Raw genomic sequence first — 3109 nt, 5'->3', positions numbered from 1 at the left:
GTTCCCTCCGTCCGACGCCGGTCGAATGGATGAAACGTACACTTCGCAGCCGCTTTCCGGCCACCTAAGGTCAGTCCTCGTCACCCGCCGGCGGCACCGACCGAAGGAGGCCCCATCGGCGCCGCTGGTCTGGAAGCGGGGCACGGTCCACGCCACCCCCGCCACCGCCGCCGCCGTCCTCGCCGCCTGGCGCGAGCGGCTCGGTGGACGGTCTCCCGAACTCGCGTCCGAACCGGTGGCGGCTCCCCAGTAGAGTCGTAGTACAAGCAGTGCATAGCAGTACACACGCGATGAAGCGTAGGAAAGAGAGCATTTCTTCATGAGCAGCAACGAGACTCCGCGCGGGCCCGTCGACTCCTCCCGCGTTCCGCGGTACGCGGGACCGGCGACCTTCGCCCGGCTGCCCCGGCTGGACGAGGTCGGCCGGGCCGATGTCGCGGTCGTGGGCGTGCCGTTCGACTCGGGCGTCTCGTACCGGCCGGGCGCCCGCTTCGGCGGCAACGCGATCCGTGAGGCGTCCCGGCTGCTGCGCCCCTACAACCCGGCGCAGGACGCCTCCCCGTTCGCCCTCGCCCAGGTCGCGGACGGCGGCGACATCGCCGTGAACCCGTTCAACATCAACGAGGCCGTGGAGACCGTCGAGGCCGCCGCCGACGACCTGCTCGGCACCGGCGCCCGCCTGATGACCCTCGGCGGCGACCACACCATCGCACTGCCCCTGCTGCGCTCGGTCGCGAAGAAGCACGGCCCCATCGCCCTGCTGCACTTCGACGCCCACCTCGACACCTGGGACACCTACTTCGGCGCCGAGTACACGCACGGCACCCCGTTCCGCCGCGCGGTCGAGGAGGGCATCCTCGACACCGAGGCGCTCTCCCACGTCGGCACCCGCGGCCCGCTCTACGGCAAGCAGGACCTGACCGACGACGAGAAGATGGGCTTCGGCATCGTCACCTCCGCCGACGTCTACCGGCGCGGCGCCGACGAGGTCGCCGACCAGCTCCGCCAGCGCATCGGCGACCGGCCGCTGTACATCTCCATCGACATCGACTGCCTCGACCCGGCCCACGCCCCCGGCACCGGCACGCCCGAGGCCGGCGGTATGACCTCGCGCGAACTGCTGGAGATCCTGCGCGGCCTGGCATCCTGCAACCTGGTGTCGGCCGACGTCGTCGAGGTGGCCCCCGCGTACGACCACGCGGAGATCACGTCGGTGGCCGCGTCCCACACCGCGTACGAACTGACCACGATCATGTCGCGCCAGATCGCCGCGGCCCGGAAGGACTCGGAAGCGAAGTGACTCACGACCACGACCTGGTGCTCCGCCCCACGCCCGCCCAGACGGAGGCCGCCCTCAATCCTCCTCCCGGCCGGGGCGGCGGAGACCTGGTCGTGGAGACGCTGGCCGGGCTGGGCGCGACGACCGTCTTCGGTCTGCCCGGCCAGCACGCCCTGGGCATGTTCGACGCGCTGCGCCGCTCGGACCTCAGGTACATCGGCCTGCGGGTGGAGAACAACGCCGGGTTCGCGGCGGACGCGTACGGCCGGATCACCGGTGAGGCCGCGCCGCTGCTGGTGTCGACCGGCCCGGGAGCCCTGACCTCCCTGGCCGCTCTCCAGGAGGCGGCGGCGGCCTCCGCGCCCGTGCTGGCGATCAGCAGCCAGGTCCCGACGGCGGGTCTGGGCGGCGGCCGGCGCGGCTACCTCCACGAACTCCCCGACCAGGCCGCCTCGTTCCGGGGCGTGGTCAAGTCCGTCCACACCGTCCGCACTCAGTCCCAGATCCCCTCCGCGATCGAGGCCGCCTGGAAGTCGGCGCTGTCGGCCCTGCACGGACCGGTGTGGGTGGAGATCCCGCAGGACGTGCTGCTCGCCGAAACGGCGATCCCGGTCGTGACGGGCGGCGACGCCTTCCCCGAGGAACTGCCGCCGCGCCCCGAACTGACCGCCGTGGCCGCCGACCTGCTGTCGAAGGCGGTCCGTCCGGCGATCATCGCGGGCGGGGGAGTGGTCCGGGCGGACGCCTCCGGCAAGCTGAAGCAGCTGGCGGAGCGGCTCCGGGCGCCGGTCGTCACCACCCCCGGCGGCAAGGGCGCGTTCCCCTGGAAGCACCCGCTGTCACTCCAGTCCTGGATCGAGGACCGGCACACCACCGACTTCCTGGAGGACGCCGACGTCCTCCTGGTCGTCGGCTCGGGCCTCGGCGAACTCTCCTCGAACTACCACACGTTCAAGCCGCGCGGCCGGGTCGTCCAGATCGAGGCCGACCTCGGCAAGCTGGAGTCCAACCACCCGGCACTGGGCATCCACGCGGACGCCCGGCTGGCGTTGCAGGCGCTGCTGGAGACGGTGTCCGAACGGCAGGACCCGGGAGCCGAGGAACGCGTACGGGAGGTGCTCGCGAAGGTCGCCGACCGCATCGCCGCCCAGGAACTCACCCTGGAGCAGGACGTGCTGGCGTCCGTCCGCAAGGCCCTCCCCGCGAGCTCCCCGTCCTTCTGGGACATGACGATCCTCGCGTACTGGGCCTGGTCGGCCTTCGACGCCAAGGGCCCCAACCACATGCACTCCGCCCAGGGCGCGGGCGGCCTCGGCTACGCCTTCCCGGCGGCACTGGGCGCGGCGGCGGCCGACCCGACCCGGCCGGTCCTCGCCGTCTCCGGCGACGGCGGGGCCCTGTACTCCATCGCCGAGCTGGCGACGGCCCGCCAGTACGACCTGAACGTCACCTGGCTGATCGTGGACGACGGCGGTTACGGCATCCTGCGCGAGTACATGAACGACGCGTTCGGCGCGGCGACCGCGACGGAACTGACCCGGCCCGACTACGTGGCCCTCGCGGAGTCCTTCGGCGTCCCCGGGGTGCGGACGACCCCGGAGACGCTGGAGCAGGACCTCGCCAAGGCGCTTGCCGCGCCCGGGCCCTCGGTGGTCCTGCTCCCGGCCGTGCTGCGGATGTTCGCGCCGACGCACCTGGGGTGAGCGCCGGCCGGACAGGTCCCAGGGCCTGTCCGGACCTAGTGCCGCGGCAGGCAACGTTTGCCCGTTGAGGAGCGGCGTTTGGTGCGTGCTCTCGGCGTGCCGGCCGGAAGTCCTCGTACTGGACGTA

General features: G+C 72.3%; 3 protein-coding genes. All 3 read left to right on the top strand.

The genetic code is table 11. The features are described from left to right. Positions 1 to 253: hypothetical protein (locus ABZ281_RS43890; protein WP_356663805.1), on the top strand; the 253-nt coding region annotated here is incomplete at its 5' end. A 66-nt stretch (positions 254 to 319) separates the two neighbouring features. Then, positions 320 to 1300, top strand: coding sequence for an agmatinase (speB, locus tag ABZ281_RS43885; RefSeq protein WP_356663803.1), 981 nt, complete (start codon positions 320 to 322; stop codon positions 1298 to 1300). After that, complete coding sequence (locus ABZ281_RS43880) at positions 1297 to 2982, top strand: thiamine pyrophosphate-binding protein (protein WP_356663801.1); 1686 nt, start codon at positions 1297 to 1299, stop codon at positions 2980 to 2982. The genes speB and ABZ281_RS43880 overlap by 4 nt, the downstream gene beginning before the upstream one ends. The last annotated feature ends 127 nt before the right edge of the window (positions 2983 to 3109 follow it).

Origin of the sequence: Streptomyces sp. NPDC006265 (genome assembly GCF_040613555.1) — a bacterium.
Classification (GTDB): Bacteria; Actinomycetota; Actinomycetes; order Streptomycetales; family Streptomycetaceae; genus Streptomyces.
The sequence above is the reverse complement of the archived record's forward strand: the minus strand, read 5'-3'. Positions and strand labels throughout refer to the sequence as shown.

What these genes read in the sequence shown, in the direction of transcription:
- speB (WP_356663803.1), top strand. Translation starts at nt 320, where the DNA reads ATGAGCAGCAACGAGACTCCGCGCGGGCCCGTCGACTCCTCCCGCGTT.